Raw genomic sequence first — 24,191 nt, forward strand, 5'->3', positions numbered from 1 at the left:
TCTGATTGTTAATTCATCTAACACATCTATGTCATTCTTGCTGAAAATTGCATAGAGTACTTAGACTTTCTCCCATCTCCTGTATTTTTTGAATTATGCATACGCTAGACCGTACTCTTGAATCCGTTAAATCCCGCCTGGAACAGGCGCAGCTTGCAGGTCATATCTATCAGCACAATGCGCATTTACTGATCTTGCAGGAACCGTTGAATGATGATGGTTCAATCCTGAATAATTTTGTGCAACATGAACATACCGCTGACCAGATTGGGCTGCAATATGGACTAAGACTTTCGGATAATCATTTTGATTTTTTGATTGGAGTCACGCATAGCAACCAGGATCGCAGCTATGAAATTGGTGCAGGCAATCTGAAGGCCGATCAGAAAGCCTTTAACCTGTTGTATGCCTTTTATAATTATCCCAAGGCATTTTATCTGGTCAGCCTGCCCATGACAGCCAGTAGCGCTCAACTTGAACATGCCATTGAAACGCAACTTTTCAACCAGCCACAGTTAGCTTTTCTGAACACAGCCATCAAAACCAATCCGATGGGACAACAGGTCAACTGGATGAAAGCTTTTATTCTGCAACAGGCCCTAGACATGAAAGTCCGTATTCAAACCTGCTTGCTTTAAGCATAGTTATTCAAGCTGCATACATCATCCATTTAAGATAAAAGATTAAAGCAGGCTGATTGAAAAGATCATTCATTTTCGTATTACAAACAGTTGAATCTATATAAATTTTTATCATAAAAAACATGCAGTCTTAATGACTGCATTTTTATTAAAATCGAATAAACTTTATACAATTACCCTGCATAAAATCACTTGAGTAATGCTGCCAGAACACTACATTATCTGTATCTGTTTATATGACCTATATAGAGCATAATAATGACTCACTCTATTTACCCCTGCCTATGGTTTGAAGAAAATGCCCAAGCAGCCTTTGAATGGTATGGTTCTATTTTTCCGCATAGTCATATGATCGAAACAAACCCATATGCGGCAAAAGCAAGTTTTTCAGGTGTGCCATTTTTAGGCATGAATGGAGGTCCTACTTTTCACCCGAATCCGTCTATTTCCTTTATGGTCATTTGTGAAAGCCAAAATGAAATTGATCACTTGTGGAATCGGTTGATCGAGGGTGGTTCTATCTTGATGGAATTAGGTCAGTATGCCTGGAGTGATTATTACGGCTGGCTGCAAGACCAGTATGGTTTTAGCTGGCAAATTCATCCTGAAAATTTGAGTGAAATCTTTAAGCAGAATCCTCGTGCCCAAGCCGCAGCATTTAAAATGAAAAAGCTGGTGATTGAGGATTTGATTCATGCCTGATCACTCGGCATCACGATCAGGTAACAATAAAACAAGCATCAATACATTGATAATTTTTTTAAAAATTCAATAACCAATAAAAGCGAGTATAACAATGAATAATTTTAAAAATTTATACCAGAACAGGCTTAGCCGTTGCCTTTATTGGAGCTTAGGCTGTCTGCCATTGTCTACACAGGCTGCAGATCTCGTGCAAATCAAACAACATCCTATTGATGCAATTGTGCAGCAAAATATGACACAAAAATCAGTTGCACCGCCATTTAAAAAAACCGGAAAAATCGATCAGATGCGTATCATGCATATCGATATCGACTATGTTTATGATAAAGATAAAGCGCAGCAGAAAAAAAATCTTCAGACTCTATTACAGCGTATTAACAAGATTCAACCCAATACCATTTTCTTGCAAGCCTTTGCCGATCCTGATGCCAATGGTTCAGCCGATCAGGTCTATTTTAAAAACCGCCACATCCCAAGCAGGGACAATCTTTTTCCTGTTCTTGTTAGCCAGATTCGCAGCAAGACTCAGGTCAAGCATATTTATGCCTGGCTCCCCTTAATGGCGTGGGAATTTCCAAAAAGTTATAAACTGACTTATGTCTCACATTACGACGGCGGAAAACAGGGTTATATTCGGGTTTCTCCCTTTGATCCTAAAAACCTTCAATATGTTTCCGAGATTTTTGTAGATTTTATCAAATCAAATGCGGTAGATGGTGTGCTCTACCATGATGATGTTACGCTGAATGATTATGAGGACAGCTCGGCTCCGGCACAAAATATGTATCGGGCTTGGGGATTTGGTGCAGATCAATTATTAAAACAGCCTCGGCAATCCAAACAATTAGAGTTTGCAAAATTCAAAACAGCCTATCTGGATCAATTTGCTGCAGGTATTACCAAAATCATTAAACAACAACAGCCTCATCTACTGACTGCACGCAATATGTATGCACCTGTGGTCTTAGAACCTCATAGTGAAAACTGGTTTAGCCAATCCATGCCCAGTACTTATCAATATTATGACTACAATGCCATTATGGCGATGCCCTATATGGAAGAAGCGGATGACCATCAACAATTCTATTTGGATCTCGTAAAACGGTCAAAAAAATATGACCCAGATTTGAGTCATACGATTTTTGAACTTCAGGCGTTGAATTGGCGAAATAATCAAAAACTTTCCACCGAAGAAATTGTTGATACCATCAAGTTTTTAGAAAAACACGGGGTAAAACATATTGGTTATTACCCCGATGATTTTGTAGAGGAACATCCTCAACCATCTAAGCTGAAATCCGCTTTTTTAACTGGTGATTAGTCTCAAAAAATTCCAGAAACCCTTTATTATTATAATAAAGGGTTAAATTCCTAGCCTGCTGCATATTGATAATATCTGCCGTATTCACCTTAAAACTACTGGCAAGTTGCGGTACTGCGACCGCTACTGGGGTTTTTCTACGATCCTTACCTGAAAAGCGAGCCCAGTTATAAGTTGCCCACAGCAACAGCAGACCAATAAAGCTTAAAATCATTACAACAATATTGATTAAACTTAATGGGCTATTGGGTTGGGCTTGTATAACCAGTTGCTGATAAATGGTTTGACCTTCAAACCACCATAAAAACAGAGTCAACACTGGCATAAATAACCACATAAACATAAACCAACCCACAATTTGTAAGCTGTAACCCGCGCTTTTATTACGTACATATTCAGGTTGATCAATATACGCTGGCAGTTCTAATTTTGACTCATCTTCAATTAAATAATATTTATATACTTTAGTCATTTTCTGGCGCTCCTCTAAATCCACGATCTGGACTTACCCAGCGTGCACGTTTTTGAGTCTTGAAAATCGTTTTAGGTAATGCAACCACTGTCGTCAGCATAGTGAGAACCCAGAAGAACAATGGATACCAAATGACCCAAAAATAGTTTCTGAAGATTCGGGCTTTATCATAGGGCTTATCGATACATAAACTAACAAAGAATTGAATAAGGCAAGTTAAACCCAGAATAATCCCGTACCATTGTGGAAAGAGAGATTGAATTGCCCACTCTCCGGGTAAAGAAAAAAACAGACCATATAGATATAGAATAATAATACCGAACATCACATATGCCCAAACCACACTGACAATAGACTCTAATGCAATAGGCCACATACGGCGTCGATTCCACTTAAATAAGCTCGGTAAATAAGCAAATAAAACCTCTACTCCTCCTTGTGCCCAACGCAAACGCTGTTTCCATAAACCTTTAAAAGTTTCAGGCATATAGATATAGCACAGTGCTCTTGGGACATATTGCAGGTCCCAATGATCGAACTGTAAACGCCATGATACATCGATATCCTCCGTGATCATGTCATCACGCCAATATCCAATCCGGTCTAGCGCCGTTTTACGAAAACCGACTATTGCGCCTGAAACAGTAAAGATTCGTCCATAGGTGCGTTGTGCACGTTTAATTAATCCAATAATAGAAGAGAATTCACCCACCTGAATTTTGCCCAGAATACTGGAGCGGTTCAAAATACGTGGATTCCCCGTGACTGCCCCAACCCTTGGATATCTTGTTAAATGATGCATCATCCATAGCACTGCATGCGGATGGATTAAGGCATCACCATCTATACACACCAGATATTCATTTTGACTCACCATTGCACCGGCACGTAAAGCATAGGCCTTGCCCTGATTTTCAGCCAAATGGACAACTCTGAGTTTCGGATATTTTTGCAAAAGTTCATCAAGAATTTCGGCAGTTTTATCCTGACTTCCATCATTTACTGCAATGACTTCAAAATCCGGATACTGCGTTTGCATGGCAAATTTTATGGTATCCCGAACCTGGGCTGCTTCATTAAAACAAGGAATAATAATACTGCATCCATGTTCGCTAGGATGAGGTAATGGCGGTTGCTTGCGTTCATGTTTTAAATAGAACCAGATTCCCCCCGCAATCCAAAGCCAAGCCATAAATAATGGGTAGAAAAAAGCAAAGCCGAAATACACATCACTAATTTGAAATAAACTTGAGTCAGTCATTATTTCCTCCCCTTCGCAGTATTATTTTCATATGGATTACGATAAGTGAGTGGACTGGTATTAATACTTAAATCTTGGTAAAGATACTCTTGAACTTGTTGTCCAGCCTTTAATTGATAATTATTAATTCCAATTTTTTGTACGGATAATTTTTTTAGTTCCTGATAATATTGCGAATACTCTTTCCAGTCGCTTCGTTTTGCATTCTGATTTACTGTAAAACTCACGATTAAATACTGTTTTTGTATACTGTTTAATTTTTCGAGTTGTTTTTCTAAAGTTTTAAATATTCCAGCATCTTTCACCGGATCAAATTCAATATAAAGAAAATCCTTATTATTTAAACTGTATTCCATCAAAGGCATTAATCCATCTACATGCTTATCCTTTAAGGTAATTTTCAAAACAGTTTGATAATTATTACTGATATTGGTGTAATATTTTGCCTGTTTTTTAGCTTGATCTTTTATATCAAAAACCTTTTTTATTTTTTGAGCGCATTCCTCATCCCAAGTCTGTTTCTGTATCGCACAGTCGAGCTCATCTCCAATATCGATCATTACACCTTCAACTGAAGAATTATATTTAACCAATTCGGCAGTGAGATCTGCAAAATTGAGTCCCTGTTTGGTTTGTAAACTAATCGGTAATTCAGCATATACCCGATTACCTACACGGGTGCGCGCTTGCCAAACTGTACGATTTAATAAATCTTTACGCATGCCCAGTTGACGATTTGGGAAATAGGCAACATCTATTTTTCCATCACCATTCTCATCCGCTACGGTTTTTAATAAAATGGTATTGGTTTGTAATGCACTAACCTGATCTAGAAATTGCCCAAGTTTTTGATCAAAAATTTCATTATTGGGACTGACCATTTCAGCCAAATCAAAACGGATATAACTTCTACGTTGCTTATGGATATCACTTGCAAAAGTCAAAAAATCCAGCATTTCTGCATGTAACATTTCAGGGGTTGGATTATTCATGACCAGGGCGCGTTGATAGGTTTGCCCCGAATCAGCAAGGGTGGACATACTGCCCAAACTAAATGACATAGGCAGACCCGCTTTTTCTGCAAGTTCTTCACTTTCCTTGGTCACGGCACCATAAGGCCAGAATATAGCCCTTGTATCTATTCCTAATTCAGTGTCTAAAATTTTCTTAGACTGTTTTAAATCATCTATAACCCGTTTTTGATAGGCTTGATCTGATTCATAACGTTGATATTTTGGCAAAAATTGGCGAGTAATTGCCGCAGGTTGCATACTTTGTTGAGGATTGGCAAGTATGCCTTTGTGCAGATTATCCGAATGTGATACAAACTCTACCAGACCTGAACGTTGCATTTCCCGCATTTGATCCCAAGTCATTAAGCTATTTTGACCATAGGCCTCATAAGCATCTTTGGTATTCCCATTAATCCAGCTCGTAGGAATAGCAAAAGCAGCGGAATATTTATACTGTTTCAATAACGGGAAAACACGGGTATAACTACTGATTGCCCCATCATCAAAGGTTAATAACACTGATTTTTTAGGTAATTTCTTTTTCTTTTGCCGAGCATCCCATACATCTTGCAAACTAATCGTTTGCCACCCTTCCTGTTTTAACCATGCAAAATAGCGTCCTAAATTTTTAGTACTAATTGCATAAAGATCCCGATCTCCGTCACGGGAAACGTCATCCCGAACATCATGAAAAGTGATGGTCACAAATAAATTATCAGGTATTTCAGTGGTATTTTTCGTTATATTTTGAGCAAAAACCGTCACTGGAACGGCGAATGCCGTTACCATGACAGCAGAAAGTAAGGTTTTTATCACGTGTTTCATTAAAAAATTCCTTTAAAGCCCACTGTTGCATACGTTTTTTCTTCATCTTCACCATCATAAGGATGAGTTCCCCATCCTATGCCATAGTTCAGACGCCATGTCCGAGAAAGCTGCCAATCATGTTCATAAAAAACGTTATAAATTGGCTTGCTGGAATAGTTATCTTGTCCAAAAGTCCCAATAGTAGCTTCAAAATGTTGAGTGAAATTCCTGTCATATCTACGCCACGTAATCCACTCATGCTGTAAATTCAGTTCTGCACTATAACTTTCTTCAGGATTGAAATAGTCCACAATGACATCTTTGTTCTGGCTGTAATAACCAGCTAGAGTCAAACTGGTGGTATGATGCGGAGCTTGAAAAATCTGTTGTTTAAGGTATGCCGAAACCTCTTGGCGTGTATTGTCATCATCAATATCGGTTAACTGATAGACAAGACCTGCCTTACGGGATTCATGCTGTTGCCAATTCAAATCAAAGGTATAAGATTTTCCTTCATTGCCATTTCTGATGGCCTGTAAAGGAATATCCGCCTGACTATTAAATCCTAATGCGTACTGCCAATGATCATTCAGCCATTGTGACCAATTGAGCTTAACCCCAAAACGGTCTTGATCTTGTTCATTGTCGATACTCTGAGACAACATGATATTTACCGCTTTACGACGCGATGCCCATTCCAGCCCTAGACCTACACGTTGATATTCAATGGTGCCGGTATCATATTCACCAGAACGAAAACTGTGATCAACATAGGTACGATAATTATCAAAAAGCCATGGGCTGTGAATGCGTGTGAAATGATCCTGCTCACGGTTCCCTCTCAAACGATCGAGTAAAGCCGAATTATCTGAGTCACTTTCTGAAAAATTACTCAGGTGTTGAATAGAGGCATGATTACGGTCATTCAGTTCTTTTTTATTTTTTACTACAGTCGTATCTTCAGGCATGGTTTGTATGAGTTCAGCACTTTGGATACGCCATTCCTGGATATTTTCCAAAGCTCGCAGGTTTTCTAAATGACGGATTCGGATGCCTTCATCTACCGGTATGACGCCATCCCATTGAGATACAATCCATTCAGCACGTTGCGGGTTTTCACGCAAAAGTTGAATAAATGCACGATTATTTTGGAAAAGTACGTTATTGGGTGCTTTTGCAATCAATTGTTCATAATATTGTTCGGCTTTGGCATATTCTTGACGATAGGCATAATTCAGCCCGACTAAAGCTAAATATTCACTTCGGTCATCATGGGTAACTTTATCCACGCCTTTAGCATTACTGTATTGAAAAGTAGGTAATGCTTTGTCCATTATTTTTAATAATTGATCAGCTTCCTTGTATTTCTCCTGTTCAATTAACGAATAATATAAGCCTGCATATAACTCAAAATGCGCATAGTTCTTTTCTTGCAGCAAATTTTTATAAATTTTTTCAGCGATTTGAGGCTGTTGATTCTTAAAGTAGGCATCTGCAATAGCTTGACGCACATACGGAGGCATTTGCTCTATAGGTACGCCAGTTTTGGGAATTTGCTCGAAGACTTTTTGTGAGCGATTTCGTTCGTTTAAGGCATAAATGTATTCATAGTAAAACCGTCGCTTCCAATTCGGATCATTCGGCAGTTGTGATTCGTATTGCTCCATATCCGCGAGCACTTCATCAAGTGGCTGGTACGGCTGTTTTCGTCCTCTATAAATGGAAAGCTTATAATATTCGACAGCATTTTGAATTCGTTGGGAAAATTCATTAATTTTGGCATTGGCTCTCAGATCGGCATTTTCTTTTAGTGATTGACTATTTTGTATGAAATTTTCAGCATTGGCATAATCTGCATTGGTCAGCAATGCCAATGCATACTGTTCTTCGGTACTCGCGTCCTTGCTTTTTTCAATAGCCAGATTAGCCGTATTCAATGCCTCAACCGGCATATCTAGCAACCGGTAAGTATAAGAAAGCTGGGCTAAATAATCTGCTTCGACCTGATTAATATCGACTTGAGAAAGTGTTTTTTTCGCCTGAGCCTTTTTACCCGCTTCTGCCTGTAATATGCCTGTCCAGACAATCCATTGTGGATTGGAATCGGTTTTTGCAAAGGTTTTGGCCCAGTTTTCTGCTAACTCAAATTTCTTTAAGTCGCGTAATACCTTGATGACATATATTTTTCCATAGTCTGGAAATTGTTGACTTTGTATACCCTTCAGGTAGCGAATATCCGACTCTGCAAACTTTTTATTTTCATAAGCCATTATTACAAAATCAGCAATCAGTTTCTGATTATTGGGATAGCGGCCCAATAATTGTCTGAGTTTTTGTAAACCAGTGTCCACCTGACCCTGTTTAATTAAAGGTATAACTTTTTCACGTTGTTGATCCACAACGTCCTTATAGATCAATTCTGCGTATGACAATGTAGAAAACAGTAAAGTCCCACAGGAAAGCGCGAGTACAGTGAAATTAAAGTTCATAATTAAAATATTCTTTATTCATTGTTATTAATGCTGACATTGTAATCCACAATATGTGAATAAAAGAGCAAATTAATAAAATATTGTGTTTCGTTTTGTGTTTTTTATTATTATATGTGATATAAATCACATTATTTTAAATATAAATTATATTGTTTTTTAATCTGATTATTTTAATTTAACGATAATATTTTCTTTATTCAAGCAACCTACAATTTTCATACAACAAGCTATTTTAACGGGTTGTAAAAATATCCTTCCTTACAATCTACTATTTTAATTTAAAATTCCTCAACGTTAGATTGTTATCCATATCAAATATCATGCAATAAAAAACCCTCAAAAGAGGGTTTTTTTTATTGCACTTGTTATGTGTCACACCAAACTTTTATTCTTCAACACTTCAAACATGGTTGAGCCAAGTTCTGCAGGACTACGGGTATAAGCCATACCGGCTTTTTCAAAGGCTGCAAATTTTTCTTCTGCTGTGCCTTTACCCCCCGAAATAATTGCTCCGGCATGCCCCATACGCTTGCCTTTAGGTGCTGTTACCCCTGCAATATAACCCACAACCGGCTTAGTCACATGAGACTGAATATATTCAGCGGCTTCTTCTTCTGCTGTTCCGCCAATTTCACCAATCATGATGATGGCCTCGGTTTGCGGATCTTCCTGGAACAGTTTCAGGCAATCAATCTGGTTCATGCCTGGAATTGGATCACCGCCAATGCCAATACAGGTGGATTGACCCAAGCCTAATCTAGTGGTCTGTGCCACTGCTTCGTAGGTCAATGTTCCGGAACGGGAAATAATGCCGATTTTACCTGGCTGATGAATATGTCCCGGCATAATCCCGACTTTGCACTCACCCGGTGTGATAATACCTGGACAGTTTGGCCCGATCAGACGTGTGCCATTACCGTTGGTTTCTAAATAGCGTTTGGCTTTTAACATATCCAGTGTTGGTACACCCTCCGTAATCACCACAATCAGCTCAATCCCAGAGTCTACTGCTTCTACAATTGAATCCAATACAAATGGTGCAGGGACATAAATCACAGAGGCATCTGCATCTGTTTCTTTGACTGCTTCTTTCATGGTATTAAAAACAGGAAGATGTAAATGGGATTGACCGCCCTTTCCAGGAGTTACCCCACCAACGACTTTGGTGCCATAGGCTAAGGCTTGTTCTGAATGAAATGTACCATTTTTACCTGTAAAACCTTGTACCAATACTTTCGTGTCTTTATTGATTAATACGCTCATGTTTGATACTCCTTAAGCTTTTACAGCAGCGACAATTTTTTCTGCAGCATCGGCCAAACCTGATGCAGAAATTAACGTGAGTCCAGATTCATCCAATAACTTGGCACCCAGTTCTGCATTATTTCCTTCCAAACGCACAACGACCGGCACGGCTACGTGAACTTCCTGAACCGCTGCAATAATGGCTTCAGCAATCATGTCACAACGTACAATCCCACCAAAAATATTAATTAAAACCCCTTGTACTGAACTGTCTGCCAAAATAATTTTAAAGGCTTCAATGACACGTTCTTTGGTTGCACCCCCTCCCACATCCAGAAAGTTTGCCGGCTGACCGCCATACAGTTTGATGATGTCCATGGTTGCCATGGCAAGACCGGCACCATTGACCATACAGCCAATGTTTCCTTCTAGGGCTACATAATTCAGGTCATGCTCTGAAGCTTTCAATTCACGTTCATTTTCCTGGGACTTATCGCGCATCGCTGCAATTTCGGGTAAACGATACAAAGCGTTAGAGTCGATCCCGACTTTGGCATCAACACATAAGATGTCACCATTTTCACGGACTGAAAGCGGGTTAATTTCAAATAAGGCAAAATCATTTTCAATGAATGCCTGATAAGCTGCGGTCATGATTTTGACAAACTGATTGATCTGTCCATCTTTTAAATTCAGTGCAAAAGCCACTTCACGCGCCTGGAATGGCAATAAACCCACCAGCGGGTCAACTTCAACTTTAATAATTTTTTCAGGAGTTTCTTCCGCCACTTTTTCAATTTCGACCCCACCCTCAGTGGATGCCATAAAGGTTATGCGACGGCTAGAACGGTCGACCACTGCACCAAGGTACAACTCGCGTTCAACCGGATAAACATCTTCAGAGACTAAAATGCTGTTGACTGGCTGCCCATTGGCATCGGTTTGATACGTAACCAAACGGGTACCAATAATCTGGTTAGCATAGTCTGCGGCTTCTTGCGCAGACTTCACCACTTTTACCCCACCGGCCTTACCACGCCCCCCGGCATGAACCTGGGCTTTGAGTACTGCAAATTTTCCTCCAAGCTGTTCAAAAGCTTTTACGGTTTCTTCTGCATTTGTTGCCAGAATACCCTCTTGCACCGGCATTCCATATTTTTTTAATAACGTTTTTGCTTGATACTCATGTAGATTCATTGAACAACCTTTTACTACTTATTTGACTTTGTTATTACGTTCACCAATATTTTTTGGTTCACATCAATCCATATTGGTATTTTTAGAACTTAAAATGATTCTTGTCTTTATTTTTAGATGATTGTTCTAATAAAAACAACCATCAAATGTAAAAAGAGCGGCCTAAGCCGCTCTTTTTTATTACTTACGCTTACGTTGAATCGCGTGAATCGCTCGACCATCTACAGCCAAAGCAGCTTCATGAACTACTTCAGAGAATGTAGGATGACCAAATGTCATCAACTGTAAATCTTCAACTGAAGATACAAACTCAAGTGCGATCATACCTTGGTGTACGATATCGGACGCAGCAGGTCCAATCACGTGCATGCCCAATAAACGGTCAGTTTTTGCATCAGCAACAAACTTCACGAAACCAGCATTTTCGCCAGCTGCCATTGCACGACCATTTGCAGCAAAGCCGAATTGACCTGTCTTAACGTCATGGCCTTTTTCTTTTGCTTGCTCTTCTGTTAAACCAACCCACGCCGCTTCTGGGTGTGTGTAAATTACAGAAATGATGGTGTCGTAGTTCACTTGTGCAGCATGACCGTGAATACGTTCAACGGCCATTACGCCTTCTTCCATTGCTTTATGAGCAAGCATTGGACCACGTACCAAGTCACCAATTGCATATACGCCTTCAACAGAAGTCGCGCACCAATCATTTACTTCAACCAGACCACGTTCAGTTAACTTAATGCCTGAATCTTCAGCCAATAGGCCTTCAGCATAAGCACGACGACCTACACAAACAATCAACTTGTCGAAAGTTTGAGTTTTGTCTTCGCCACCTTGAGTGTACTTAACAGTAACTTCACGGCCATTTACTTCAGTACCAGCAACTTTAGCGCCAACACGGATGTCTAGACCTTGTTTAGTCAATACTTTTTGGTAGTCTTTCGCCAATGCTTTATCAGCCATTGGCAAGAATGCATCCATTGCTTCAAATACAACAACTTCTGCACCCAGACGACGCCATACTGAACCCAGCTCAAGACCGATGACACCCGCACCAATTACGCCTAGGCGTTTAGGTACTTCAGGGAATTCAAGTGCGCCAGTTGAATCAACAATGATGTCTTGATCTACAGGAGCTACTGGAATGTTTACCGGTACTGAACCTGTCGCAAGAATGACATATTTAGGTTCAAGAATTTGAGTTTCACCTTCGTGAGATACAAATTCAACTTTTTTACCAGCAAGTAATTTACCTGTACCTTTTAACCATTCGATACCGTTACCTTTTAGAAGGCCATCGATACCCATTGTTAATTGGTTTACAATTTTGTCTTTACGAGCAAGCATTTTTGCTAGGTCGAATTTCACTTCACCAGTTGCAATACCGTGATCTTCTAGGTGATGCACTGTATCTTCATAACGGTGTGAAGAATCAAGCAAAGCTTTAGACGGGATACAACCTACGTTTAAGCAAGTACCGCCTAAAGACGGTTTGCCTTTATGAATACGTTTTTCGATACAGGCAACTTTGAAACCAAGTTGAGCTGCACGAATTGCCGCTTCATAACCACCTGGTCCACCGCCGATAACAACAAGATCAAACTGTTGAGACATGTTTATCTCCAAAAATGGGCCTAGAGTTTCGCTCTAAGCCCATGGATTTATTCTATAGAATTAAAGGTCAAGGATAAGACGAGCAGGTTCTTCTAACAATTCTTTGATTGCTACAAGGAAACCTACAGCTTCTTTACCATCAATTAAACGGTGGTCATAAGACAGCGCCAAGTACATCATTGGCAAGATTTCTACTTGACCATTCACTGCCATAGGACGGTCCTGGATTTTGTGCATACCCAAGATTGCAGTTTGTGGTGTATTCAAAATTGGCGTAGAAAGCAATGAACCGAAAGTACCACCATTGGTAATAGTGAACGTACCTCCAGTCATGTCTTCAATGCCTAACTTACCGTCACGTGCCTTAGCAGCATAAGCGCGAATACCGTTTTCTACTTCAGCATAGTTCATGCGGTCAGTATCACGTAATACAGGAACCACTAGACCACGGTCGCTTGATACAGCCACACCGATGTCATAGTAACCGTGATAAACAATGTCATCACCATCGATAGAAGCGTTTACAGCAGGGTAGCGTTTCAGTGCTTCAGTCGCTGCTTTAACGAAGAATGACATGAAGCCCAGACGCGCACCATGACGCTTTTCGAATGCGTCTTTATATTGAGCACGCATTTCCATGATTGGTTTCATGTTCACTTCGTTGAACGTAGTCAACATTGCTGTTGATTGAGTCGCAGCAAGTAAACGCTCAGCAACACGTTTACGAAGACGGGTCATAGGAACACGTTTTTCGATACGCTCACCCACAGCAACGCTTAAAGGCGCAGCAACAGGAGCCGCCGGTTTAGCTTGATGGTTTGCAACATCTTCTTTAGTAATGCGGCCACCGCGACCAGTACCTGCTACATCGCTAGCTGCAATACCCGTTTCAGTCAATGCTTTACGCACTGCTGGAGCTTGGTCTTGAACAGGCTGGCTACGTTCTACCACAGGTGCAGCACCCGCTTCAGTTTGAGCTGCAGCTTGTTCAACTTTCTCTTCAGATTGAACGGCTTGAGTTTGCGCAGCGCCAGAAACAGCACCTTCTTCAAACTGTGCAATCACTTCATTTGACAGTACTGTGTCGCCTTCATTTTTAATGATTGACGCAATTGTACCGTCCGCAGGAGCAACCACTTCCAAAACAACTTTATCAGTTTCGATATCACAGATCACTTCATCACGTGATACCGCTTCACCTGGTTGTTTATGCCAAGTTGCGATCGTACCGTCAGCAACTGACTCTGGGAATACCGGTGCTTTAATTTCGGTTGCCATTATTTAGAATCTCCTGATTGTTCAGCTGCAATCGCGAGTGCGTCATTTACCAGCTGAGCTTGTTGTTTTGCGTGCAAATATGGTGAACCACATGCCGGTGCAGCAGAAGCTTCACGGCCTGCGAAGCTAATACGTACTTGTTTACCTGATTTCATCACGTCGTCATATAGACGCGGTGCGATGAACAACCAAGCACCTTGGTTTTTCGGTTCTTCTTGAGCCCAAACCACTTCTTTGATATTTGGGTAAGAAGCAAGTACTTCAGCAATGCGTTGTTCTGGATATGGGTACAATTGTTCAATACGAACGATTGCAGTGTTGTTTAATTCCTGTTCACGACGTTTTTCAAGCAAGTCGTAATAAACCTTACCACCACAAAGTACCAGACGAGTCACATCAGACTTGTTGATGTTGTCGATTTCGTCAATCACAGTCTGGAATGAACCATTTGCAAGCTCTTCAAGCGTAGAAGTTGCAAGTTTGTGACGAAGCAATGACTTCGGCGACATGATGATCATTGGCTTGCGGATTGGACGAAGTGCTTGACGACGCATCGCATGGAAAATTTGCGCTGGGGTAGTCGGTGTCATCACCTGCATGTTGTCTTCAGCACAAAGCTGCAAGAAACGTTCTAAACGTGCAGATGAGTGTTCTGGACCCTGACCTTCAAAACCGTGTGGAAGAAGCATGGTTAAACCACACACGCGTTCCCATTTGGTTTCGCCAGATGCGATGAACTGGTCAATCACGACTTGCGCACAGTTCGCGAAGTCACCGAACTGCGCTTCCCAGATAATTAAGCTCTTTGGAAGCGTCGTTGCATAACCGTATTCAAATGCAAGTACCGCCATTTCTGACAATAAAGAGTCATAAATTGCTGTACGTGGCTGGTTTTCTTTCAGGTTACATAATGGAATGTAAGTTGAACCGTCCACCTGGTTGTGCAATTTTGCATGACGGTGTGAGAAGGTACCACGCCCCACGTCTTCACCGGTTAAGCGAACCAGGAAGCCTTCATCCAGAATAGAAGCATAGGCTAGAGTTTCTGCAGCACCCCAGTTCAGGGGCATTTCACCCGTTTGCATTTTCAGACGGTCATCAATCACTTTTGCAACCTGACGTTGCATCACGAAGCCTTCTGGAAGCTCACGCATTTTGGTACCGAGTTCTTTCAAGCGTTCGATTGGGAATGATGTATCCCATTCGTCTGTATATTCGTGACCTAGGTATGGAGTCCAGTCAACAAACATTTTGGTATTTGGTTCAAGTACCAAGGCATTGGCAACATGCTTGCCTGCTTCAAGGTCTGAACGGTATTGTTCAACCATTGCATCAGCAGCAGCACGATCCAGAACACCTTGTTGTACAAGTTGGTCAGCATAAAGCGTACGAGTGGTCGCTTTTTTGTTAATTACCTGATACATCATTGGTTGAGTTGCAGCTGGCTCATCCGCTTCGTTGTGACCACGACGACGGTAACAGAACATGTCAATTACAACGTCTTTACGGAAAGTATGACGGAAGTCATGTGCCAATTGAGAAACAAACAATACAGCTTCAGGATCATCACCATTCACATGGAAGATCGGTGCCTGAATCATTTTCGCGATATCAGTACAGTATTCTGTAGAACGTGCATCACGTGGGTCAGAAGTTGTGAAGCCCACCTGGTTGTTGACCACAAGATGAACTGTACCACCTACGGTATAACCACGCGTTTGTGACATCTGGAAGGTTTCTTGGTTAACACCTTGACCTGCAAATGCTGCATCACCGTGAACAATGATTGGCAATACATCGTCACCGCCAATGTCTTTACGACGCACTTGACGCGCACGTACAGAACCTTCAACCACAGGACCTACAATTTCAAGGTGCGACGGGTTAAATGCCAATGCCAAGTGAACTTCGCCGCCTGGAGTCATCACGTTAGATGAGAAACCTTGGTGGTATTTAACGTCACCAGAACCTTTTTTGTGCAGTGATTTACCTTCAAACTCGCCAAACAGGTCAGCCGGGTTTTTACCCATGATGTTCACAAGCAGGTTTAAACGGCCACGGTGAGGCATACCGATAACCACTTCTTTACAGCCTACAGAACCTGCGCGTTGAATCAGTTCATTCACCATAGGAATGAAAGATTCACCGCCTTCCACACCAAAGCGTTTTGCACCAACGTATTTATTACCGAGGTATTTTTCCAGACCTTCAGCTGCTGTTAAGCGTTCTAAGACGTGTTTTTTCTGTTCAGCAGTGAAACCGAATTGGCCTTTTGCACTTTCAAGACGTTGTTGAATCCAGCGTTTTTCTTTGGTATCAACAATGTGCATGTATTCAGCACCAATAGAAGCACAATAAGTTGCTTCCATTGCCTGAACCATTTCAGCTAAAGTTGCTTCAGTTTTACCGATTGCAAGGTTGCCCGTGTTAAACACTGTGTCTAAATCAGATTGAGTCAAACCATGCGCAGCAAGATCAAGATCAGGCACGATTTCACGCTTAGCCAAACCTAATGGATCTAATTTTGCTTTTTGATGACCACGGTTACGATAAGCTGCAATGAGTTGCAATACGCCAATTTGACGACGCTCATGCTCAGAACTTACAGCACTTTGAATCACAGGTTGAACGCGACTTGAGTTGCGACCTAATAAAAGGAATTGCTCACGTACATTGCTATGTGGTTGATCACCTTTAGGGAATTTACCGAAGTATTCTTGCCAGTCAGCACCTACTGAATCTGGAGCCGTCAAATACTGCTCATAAAGTTCTTCAATATACGCTGCACTGTCAGCGCTAAGTTCAGTGTCAAGACGCAGTGCGTCAGCAACTTCTTGCATTTGTGGACCCATTTCCTATTGCAAAAACATTTTCAGGATGCTTTTTAAGCGAACCCATGATTAATAATGTCAAATTGGTAACATGACATTAGTCCCCATAAGGCATAAGCCATGAGGCGTGATCACTACATTAGGAATAACCCAATGTGAATAATGAATCATAACGCCCTCATTGGCATCATCACTCATTGATATATACTCGACCAAAACCGAGCAATTTTTTGCAAATCGACTTAGAAAAAATAACTACGTGACTTAATTTTTCTAAAGCGATTTATATTTATTTATAAACCTTATACATAATTTCAAATGTTGAAAAAATGTACGCAAATACAGGGCTTTTTTTAAATATAGCTTTGTGTCAAATCGTAACATGTTCTCCAGTTGCAATTGATTTTTTTGACACATACCTCTCATAACTTAGCGAAATACACATCTAACATTTTCATCTAACATATGGTGCTTTATCTCATAATTAGATTCAATCTAGACCAAAGTCCTAGCCCACCTCACCATATATAACAAAAGAGAGCACAATATTTAAACTGGCTCTCTTTATCTGCGTTATATAATAACATTTTAATCTCAAATTTGCAGATTCAAGCCTAAAATTAGTGCTTTAATCACCCATTCAAACCATCCCACCAGGCCCAGATCGTTTTTAAGCAAAATTCTGCTTTTGTTTTAATCAATTATATATTTTTTAACACCGCTGCACACCCCCACTCCCATCTATTCATATAAGCATTTAGTATTCCATACTTATTTACAACTATTAAAAGTATAAAAAAAGCACACCTATGGGTGTGCTTTTTTTGACTGGAGCAGATTAGCCTGCTTGGTCTAACAACATGCTACGGATGTGACCGATAGCTTTAGTTGGATTAAGACCTTTAGGACAAACTGATACACAGTTCATGATGCCTTTACAACGGAATAGCGAGAACGGGTCGTCAAGACGAGCCAAACGCTCTTGAGTTGCAGTATCACGAGAGTCAATGATGAAGCGGTAAGCATTCAACAATGCTGAAGGACCCAGGAACTTGTCAGGGTTCCACCAGAATGACGGACATGAAGTTGAACAGCATGCGCAAAGAATACATTCGTATAAACCGTCAAGGTGTTCACGTTCTTCAGGAGACTGTAAACGCTCTTTCGGTGGCGCAGGCTGGTTGTTGATCAAGAACGGGTGAATTTTGTTGTACTGATCGTAGAACTGGTTCATGTCTACAACCAAGTCTTTAACCACTGGTAGACCTGGAAGTGGACGAACAGTAATCACTTCTGGTAAGTCGTTCAGGTTCCACAAACATGCCAAACCGTTTTTACCATTGATGTTTACACCATCAGAACCACAAATACCTTCACGGCATGAACGACGGAACGTTAAAGATTCGTCTTGTACTTTCAACGCAAGAAGAGCATCAAGCAACATACGGTGCTTGTCTGTCAATTCAAGTTTAAAAGTTTGCATGTACGGTGCTTTATCCTTGTCAGGATCGTAGCGGTAGATATTAAATGTACGAGTACCTCTACTCATCTTACTTCTCCCTATTAGAATGTACGCGGTTTAGGTGGAATTGCGGCAACCGATAAAGGCTTATAACGCACTGGCTTGTACTCAAGATGGTTGTCAGCAGAGAACCATAATGTGTGCTTCATCCACTCATCATCACGACGACCGTATGGATAATCCGCATGTTCTGGCGGCAATTCAAAATCGACCACCGTATGCGCACCACGACATTCTTTACGAGCAGCAGCAGAAATCAGTGTTGCTTTCGCCACTTCATACAAGTTTTCAACTTCCAAAGCTTCAATACGTGCAGTGTTGAATACTTTAGATTTGTCTTTCAAGTGAATGTTACGAACACGTGGCTCAATCGCAAGAATTTGCTTCACACCTTCTTCAAGAAGTGCAGATGTACGGAATACACCAGCGTGGTCTTGAACGATATCACGGATTGCATCAGCAACTTCTTGAGCATTTTCACCTGAAGTTGACTCATCCAGTTTACGAATACGCTCAACAGTTTGTTCAAGCACAGTCGTAGGAAGCGGTTGGTACTCATCACCATGATGTTTAGTTACATAGTCAATGATATGTTGACCAGCAGCTTTACCAAATACAACCAAGTCAAGCAATGAGTTTGTACCTAGACGGTTCGCACCATGTACAGATACACATGAACATTCACCAATTGCATAGAAACCTTTCACTGGTTTAGTGAAGTCACGGCCTTCCGCATTTGTAGAATAAACATCAGTATCTTTGTTGTAGTGTGCTTCAAGCGGAGTTGTTTCGCGAGATTCAGGAACCACAACCTGACCATGAATATTCGTTGGAATACCACCCATTTGATAATGGATTGTTGGTACTACTGGAATTGGCTCTTTAGTGATATCCACGTTCGCGAATTTCTTACCAATCTCGAATACAGATGGAAGACGTTTCATGATTGTGTCAGCACCCAGGTGCGTCATATCAAGAAGAATGTAGTCACCTTTAGGACCACAACCACGACCTTCTTTGATTTCCTGGTCCATAGAACGTGATACGAAGTCACGTGGCGCCAAGTCTTTCAAAGTTGGAGCATAACGTTCCATGAACGGTTCGCCGTCTTTGTTACGAAGGATTGCACCTTCACCACGACAACCTTCAGTTAACAATACGCCTGCGCCCGCAACACCCGTTGGGTGGAATTGCCAGAATTCCATATCCTGTAATGGAATACCTGCACGAGCCGCCATACCAAGACCGTCACCAGTGTTGATATATGCGTTAGTAGATGCACGGTAAACACGACCTGCACCACCTGTAGCGAACAATGTTGCTTTCGCCTGGAATACTGCAATTTTACCAGTTTCCTGGTCAATAGCAGTTACACCCAGTACGTCACCCTCTTCGTTACGGATCAAGTCAAGAGCGATCCATTCCACGAAGAATTGCGTACCCATTTTCACGTTGCTTTGATAAAGCGTGTGAAGAAGTGCGTGACCTGTACGGTCAGCTGCAGCACATGCGCGAGGAACCGCTTTTTCACCGTAGTTTGCAGAGTGACCACCGAATGGACGTTGGTAAATTGTACCGTCTGCGTTACGGTCGAATGGCATACCCAAGTGTTCTAATTCATAAACCACTTGTGGCGCTTCACGCGTCATAAATTCGATCGCGTCTTGGTCACCTAACCAGTCAGAACCTTTTACGGTGTCATAAAAGTGGTAGTGCCAGTTATCTTCTTGCATGTTACCAAGAGATGCACCAATACCACCCTGTGCAGCCACAGTATGAGAACGTGTTGGGAATACTTTAGTCAGTACCGCAACCTTCAAACCCGCCTGAGCAAGCTGGTAAGATGCGCGCATACCTGAACCACCACCACCAACGATAACAGCATCGAAAGTTTCGTGTGGAATATTTGTGTAATCTTCTTTAGGGGTTATAGCGCCCATGATATTTTCCTATCAATTCGCCCAAAAAATCTGGATCGCCCAGATTGCATATGCAAATACAGCAATAATGACTGCTGAAGTCAGCACCAAACGCAAGCCTGAAGCTGAAGGACCCATTTGACGAGTAGTCACATAATCCGTGAATACCTGCCACATGCCAATCCAAGCGTGTGCGACAAGAGATAAGACTGCCAATAAAGACATAATCTTCATTGGTAATGTCATCATAAAGCCAAACCATTGTTCATAGTTAAATCCACCATTAAGAAGGATCCAACCCAATACCACAACAGTATAAACAGCTAATACAACAGCACTTACACGTTGGATAAACCAATCGCGAGAACCTGAACCCGTTAAACCTGTAGCACTTTTCATTAGAGAACAATCCATACAAATGATGCGACAATTGAAATCGCAGCCAAGATCAATGAAATAGTAGCTGCTACACGACCACTTTGCAGTTCTTCAGCAAAACCAAGGTCAGCAAGTAAATGCTTAATACCCATAATAAAATGGAAAAGTAAGCCGGCTACAAATACCCATACGATAAAGCGTACAATGAAGCCGCCAAAGATTGCTTGAACTTCAGCAAAACCTTCAGCAGAAGACAATGATTTGTCTAGAAGCCACAAAAGTACCGGTACAAGTAAAAATACGATGACACCAGAAAGACGGTGTAGAATTGATGCAATAGCCACAGGGGATTTTAAGTTTACTTCTAAAACTTGACCCATGGACAAATTGACAGGTCTGTTGCTTTTCACAGCGGGCATCCTGTAAGTAAAAACTCCATCCGGAGTTTGTTGGAATTAATTCGAAGGAAAGCTAGCATTTTTAGGCAATTACTCTATCCAGTAACACCTAATTTTAAAACGACACTGAATTATAAAACGTGAACTATCAAAACACAAACAATCACATTTAGCTTTTCCATAAAAAAATATTAAATAAGAATCATTAACATGAAATCCCCAGATCAAGCAGACAAAATACATCTAAGAAAACAAAGCTATATGCTTGGTTTTTATTAAATAAAAGCCAATTTTATTTATCGTTTTTAGCTTTGAGAATTAAATTTATTTATTTAGACTAAAGATGAACAAAGAATTACTATATTTTACAACAAGCTTAACCACATTTATATCATTTATGATAATTTTCATTTTTAATATAAATATATAGCATTTATAAAAATTATATCAGCTTAAGATCATGAAATGAAATAATCACTTAGTCTGTGAATAACTCCCCTCTACAGCAAAATCATGCTGATTTTTTCAGCAAAATTATGGTTTATTTTTCCCAATTTGAACAAATAACCAGCATTTACACCCACTTTTAGCAGTTATTTTTTAACCAAACAAACTTTATTTTACTTTTAATTTATCGCTTTTAATTATGACCAATAAAACAGCAAAAAACACAATAAAAAGATGTAAGTTACGAAATTTATAATAATTTTAAATATTAGACTTGATATAAATTTTCAATCTATCAGAGTTTTTAGGAATTAAAAATTGCCTACAATTCCCACAACATGCATATTTTTTTCTGCAACTTATTTTCATTTGACTTATTATACGGCGTCGATACTGATATTTTCCTCATGGCTACTGGATTTTGTGATCCAATCCTTATGAGGGCGTCGTTTTATCCATAAGTATAATTGACAAAATTTCAGTACTCTCTAATCTTATAGCAAATTTTTGATCCGTCTGATTCGCGCATTAAAAGATTAGTACTACGAGTCAGATAAAACATTCACCAGGACAGGAGATCTATTGAATGTCTGCAGCAACTGGCAAAAAAGCCGTTTTACAGCTTGATGGCAAAGAAATTGAATTACCAATTTACAGCGGCACATTGGGCCCAGATGTAATCGACGTTAAAGATGTGTTGGCCGCAGGTCACTTTACTTTTGATCCTGGTTTTATGGCAACAGCTGCATGTGAATCTAAAATCACATTCATCGATGGTAATAAAGGTGTGCTTTTACACCGCGGTTACCCAATCGACCAGCTTGCAACTAAAGCAGACTATCTAGAAACTTGCTACTTATTGTTAAACGGCGAACTTCCAACCGCTGAACAAAAAGTAGAATTTGATGCTAAAGTTCGTAACCACACTATGGTTCACGACCAAGTTAGCCGCTTCTTCAATGGTTTCCGTCGTGACGCTCACCCGATGGCAATCATGGTTGGTGTAGTTGGTGCGCTTTCTGCGTTCTATCACAACAACCTGGACATCGAAGATGTTAACCACCGTGAAATTACTGCAATCCGCCTGATTGCTAAAGTTCCTACGCTAGCGGCTTGGAGCTACAAATACACAGTTGGTCAACCATTCGTTTACCCACGTAACGACTTGAGCTACGCTGAAAACTTCTTGTACATGATGTTTGCTACTCCTGCAGACCGTGACTACAAAGTTAACCCAATTCTTGCGAAAGCAATGGACCGTATCTTCACGCTTCATGCTGACCACGAACAAAACGCTTCTACGTCTACAGTACGTCTAGCGGGTTCTACTGGTGCTAACCCTTATGCATGTATCGCTGCTGGTATCTCTGCACTTTGGGGTCCTGCTCACGGTGGTGCGAACGAAGCCGTTCTTAAGATGCTTGATGAAATCGGCACTGTAGAAAACGTGGCTGGCTTCATGGAAAAAGTGAAGACTAAAGAAGTTAAACTCATGGGCTTCGGTCACCGTGTGTACAAAAACTTCGACCCACGCGCGAAAGTAATGAAAGAAACTTGTGACGAAGTTCTTGGTGCACTTGGCATCAACGATCCACAGCTTGCACTTGCTATGGAACTTGAACGTATCGCGCTTTCTGACGAATACTTCATTAAACGTAACCTATACCCTAACGTAGACTTCTACTCAGGTATCATCCTTAAAGCGATTGGTATCCCGACTGAAATGTTTACTGTAATCTTCGCACTTGCACGTACAGTGGGCTGGATCAGCCACTGGTTAGAAATGCACAGCGGTCCTTACAAAATCGGTCGTCCACGTCAGCTTTACACTGGTGAAGTTCAACGTGACATCCAAGGTCGTTAATTCATTTAGAATTGATTACTAAAAAAACCACCCATATGGGTGGTTTTTTTATGTCTTTTACTTCTACCCATCTATTTTTACAATCAAAATTTTAATTATTTTTTTGAAGAAAAAATGGGCGAATTCAAACATGAGGTGCGACAGTTTGAAAAGTCTTATGATAATCAACAAGCTGAGCAAATTTCTCTAATGGTGTAAGCCAATCTAACGCTTTTCTAGGACGAGTATTCAGTGACATCGCAACTTGATTTAAATAATGCTGATCTGCCTGATTTAAATCAATCCCTTTAGGTAAATATTGCCTAATTAAACCATTCATATTTTCGCATGTGCCTTTTTGCCAGGGTGAATGTGGGTCACAGAAATATACATCTATGCCTAAATCTTCTTCAAGTATTTTATGTTCTGCCAGCTCGCGTCCACGGTCATAGGTCAACGTTTTACGCAGTTCTGCAGGTAAATATTTCAGAGCTTCAGTTAAAGCCTTGCGCACTGATTCTGCCTTTGCATCAGGTAATGTTGCCAAGATACAGAGCCGTGTATTTCGTTCAATAAGTGTTGCTATCGAACTTTTATTGTCTTTACCTTTAATTAAATCAGCTTCCCAATGACCCGGTATTTTTCTTTCTTGAACTTCGGCTGGGCGCTCATGAATAGTTTTAATATCCTGTAATATAGAATCTTTTTTAGGTTCACCGTTAGCTTTTCGCTTTTTATTTTCATGACGCAGACAGGATAATAAGTCTTTTTTCAACTCACCCTTTGGTAATGCTCGTATCGTTGAAT

18 protein-coding genes and 1 pseudogene are annotated in these 24,191 nt (G+C 40.7%); 4 read left to right on the forward strand and 15 right to left on the reverse strand.

Features of this window, described 5'->3' with window-relative positions:
* The first annotated feature begins 95 nt into the window (after positions 1–95).
* The 3 genes from BLP85_RS10185 (at position 96) to pgaB (BLP85_RS10195) (ending at position 2,667) form a co-directional block, all read left to right on the forward strand.
* Positions 96–638, forward strand: a complete 543-nt coding sequence (locus tag BLP85_RS10185; protein ID WP_092819976.1) for a hypothetical protein — start codon at positions 96–98, stop codon at positions 636–638.
* A 261-nt stretch (positions 639–899) separates the two neighbouring features.
* The gene (locus tag BLP85_RS10190; RefSeq protein ID WP_092819977.1) at positions 900–1,343 is read left to right on the forward strand and encodes a VOC family protein; all 444 of its coding nucleotides are present in this window, start codon (positions 900–902) and stop codon (positions 1,341–1,343) included.
* A gap of 190 nt (positions 1,344–1,533) precedes the next feature.
* The gene (gene pgaB / locus BLP85_RS10195) at positions 1,534–2,667 is read left to right on the forward strand and encodes a poly-beta-1,6-N-acetyl-D-glucosamine N-deacetylase PgaB (RefSeq protein WP_228143287.1); all 1,134 of its coding nucleotides are present in this window, start codon (positions 1,534–1,536) and stop codon (positions 2,665–2,667) included.
* Here pgaB (BLP85_RS10195) and pgaD read toward each other — a convergent pair.
* The 14 genes and pseudogenes from pgaD to sdhC form a co-directional block, all read right to left on the reverse strand.
* Positions 2,633–3,139, reverse strand: a complete 507-nt coding sequence (pgaD, locus tag BLP85_RS10200) for a poly-beta-1,6-N-acetyl-D-glucosamine biosynthesis protein PgaD (RefSeq protein WP_092819979.1) — start codon at positions 3,137–3,139, stop codon at positions 2,633–2,635. The genes pgaB (BLP85_RS10195) and pgaD overlap by 35 nt on opposite strands.
* Positions 3,132–4,400 (reverse strand): poly-beta-1,6-N-acetyl-D-glucosamine synthase, encoded by a 1,269-nt coding sequence (pgaC, locus tag BLP85_RS10205; protein WP_092819980.1) that lies wholly within the window; start codon positions 4,398–4,400, stop codon positions 3,132–3,134. Before pgaC ends, pgaD begins: the two co-directional genes overlap by 8 nt.
* Positions 4,400–6,238: a poly-beta-1,6-N-acetyl-D-glucosamine N-deacetylase PgaB gene (pgaB, locus tag BLP85_RS10210; RefSeq protein WP_092819981.1), complete on the reverse strand. Its 1,839-nt coding sequence runs from the start codon at positions 6,236–6,238 to the stop codon at positions 4,400–4,402. The genes pgaC and pgaB (BLP85_RS10210) overlap by 1 nt, the downstream gene beginning before the upstream one ends.
* A complete protein-coding gene (gene pgaA, locus BLP85_RS10215) occupies positions 6,238–8,709 on the reverse strand; it encodes a poly-beta-1,6 N-acetyl-D-glucosamine export porin PgaA (protein WP_092819982.1) in 2,472 nt (823 codons plus the stop codon). The genes pgaB (BLP85_RS10210) and pgaA overlap by 1 nt, the downstream gene beginning before the upstream one ends.
* Positions 8,710–9,084: 375 nt before the next feature.
* On the reverse strand, positions 9,085–9,975 hold the full coding sequence (gene sucD, locus BLP85_RS10220) for a succinate--CoA ligase subunit alpha (RefSeq protein WP_092819983.1): 891 nt from the start codon (positions 9,973–9,975) through the stop codon (positions 9,085–9,087).
* Between the two features lie 12 nt (positions 9,976–9,987).
* Complete coding sequence (gene sucC / locus BLP85_RS10225) at positions 9,988–11,154, reverse strand: ADP-forming succinate--CoA ligase subunit beta (RefSeq protein ID WP_092819984.1); 1,167 nt, start codon at positions 11,152–11,154, stop codon at positions 9,988–9,990.
* A 180-nt stretch (positions 11,155–11,334) separates the two neighbouring features.
* On the reverse strand, positions 11,335–12,768 hold the full coding sequence (gene lpdA / locus BLP85_RS10230) for a dihydrolipoyl dehydrogenase (RefSeq protein ID WP_092819985.1): 1,434 nt from the start codon (positions 12,766–12,768) through the stop codon (positions 11,335–11,337).
* A 60-nt stretch (positions 12,769–12,828) separates the two neighbouring features.
* Complete coding sequence (odhB, locus tag BLP85_RS10235; RefSeq protein WP_092819986.1) at positions 12,829–14,046, reverse strand: 2-oxoglutarate dehydrogenase complex dihydrolipoyllysine-residue succinyltransferase; 1,218 nt, start codon at positions 14,044–14,046, stop codon at positions 12,829–12,831.
* Entirely contained in the window at positions 14,046–16,886 is a 2,841-nt protein-coding gene (locus BLP85_RS10240) for a 2-oxoglutarate dehydrogenase E1 component (RefSeq protein WP_092819998.1), read from the reverse strand. The genes odhB and BLP85_RS10240 overlap by 1 nt, the downstream gene beginning before the upstream one ends.
* Before the next feature lie 153 nt (positions 16,887–17,039).
* Positions 17,040–17,132, reverse strand: a pseudogene (locus tag BLP85_RS14835) (hypothetical protein); the annotation flags it as partial.
* 583 nt (positions 17,133–17,715) lie between these two features.
* Positions 17,716–18,426 (reverse strand): succinate dehydrogenase iron-sulfur subunit, encoded by a 711-nt coding sequence (locus BLP85_RS10245; protein ID WP_092819987.1) that lies wholly within the window; start codon positions 18,424–18,426, stop codon positions 17,716–17,718.
* 14 nt (positions 18,427–18,440) lie between these two features.
* Positions 18,441–20,339, reverse strand: a complete 1,899-nt coding sequence (locus BLP85_RS10250; RefSeq protein ID WP_092819988.1) for an FAD-binding protein — start codon at positions 20,337–20,339, stop codon at positions 18,441–18,443.
* A gap of 12 nt (positions 20,340–20,351) precedes the next feature.
* Complete coding sequence (gene sdhD, locus BLP85_RS10255) at positions 20,352–20,717, reverse strand: succinate dehydrogenase, hydrophobic membrane anchor protein (protein ID WP_092819989.1); 366 nt, start codon at positions 20,715–20,717, stop codon at positions 20,352–20,354.
* The gene (gene sdhC, locus BLP85_RS10260) at positions 20,717–21,115 is read right to left on the reverse strand and encodes a succinate dehydrogenase, cytochrome b556 subunit (protein WP_143002188.1); all 399 of its coding nucleotides are present in this window, start codon (positions 21,113–21,115) and stop codon (positions 20,717–20,719) included. Before sdhC ends, sdhD begins: the two co-directional genes overlap by 1 nt.
* 1,012 nt (positions 21,116–22,127) lie before the next feature.
* On the opposite strand from sdhC, the gene gltA reads away from it, so the two are divergent.
* Entirely contained in the window at positions 22,128–23,405 is a 1,278-nt protein-coding gene (gene gltA, locus BLP85_RS10265; protein WP_092819990.1) for a citrate synthase, read from the forward strand.
* 124 nt (positions 23,406–23,529) lie between these two features.
* On the opposite strand, the gene BLP85_RS10270 is transcribed toward gltA, so the two are convergent.
* The coding region (locus tag BLP85_RS10270; RefSeq protein ID WP_143002187.1) for an IS30 family transposase at positions 23,530–24,191 on the reverse strand (662 nt) is incomplete at its 5' end.

Source organism: Acinetobacter kookii (genome assembly GCF_900096895.1).
In the GTDB taxonomy this organism is placed as follows: Bacteria; Pseudomonadota; Gammaproteobacteria; order Pseudomonadales; family Moraxellaceae; genus Acinetobacter; species Acinetobacter kookii.